Annotated in this window: 1 protein-coding gene; it reads left to right on the top strand. The window is 63.3% G+C overall.

All coding sequences use genetic code 11. The annotated features are described in order from the left end of the window. On the top strand, positions 1 to 324 hold a 324-nt coding region (locus PAT3040_RS14310), incomplete at both ends, for an alpha-L-rhamnosidase N-terminal domain-containing protein (RefSeq protein ID WP_181376616.1).

Below are 324 nucleotides of genomic sequence, written 5' to 3'. Positions count from 1 at the left end.
GTGGAGCGGGCGCAAGCCGTGGCTTGGCCCGGGAACGTCTACTGAGCTGCAGCCCGCCCCATATCTGCGTCAAACCTTCGCCGTCCCTTCCGCCGTCCGGCGCGCCGTCGTATACGTCACGGCGCTAGGCCTGTTCCGGCTAAAGGTTAACGGCAAAGAGGCAGGACATCTATTCGCGCCAGGATGGACGGATTACGATAAGCGCGTGCAGGTGCACGCCTACGAGATTACGGAGCTCCTGAAGCAGGGGGAGAACGTGTTCGGCGTTATGCTAGGCGACGGCTGGTATGCCGGAACCGTCGGCTTCCTGGGCAGCCGCGTGTA

Source organism: Paenibacillus agaridevorans, assembly GCF_003112455.1.
Taxonomy (GTDB): domain Bacteria; phylum Bacillota; class Bacilli; order Paenibacillales; family Paenibacillaceae; genus Pristimantibacillus; species Pristimantibacillus agaridevorans.
This window is presented reverse-complemented; position numbering and strand designations above follow the sequence as displayed.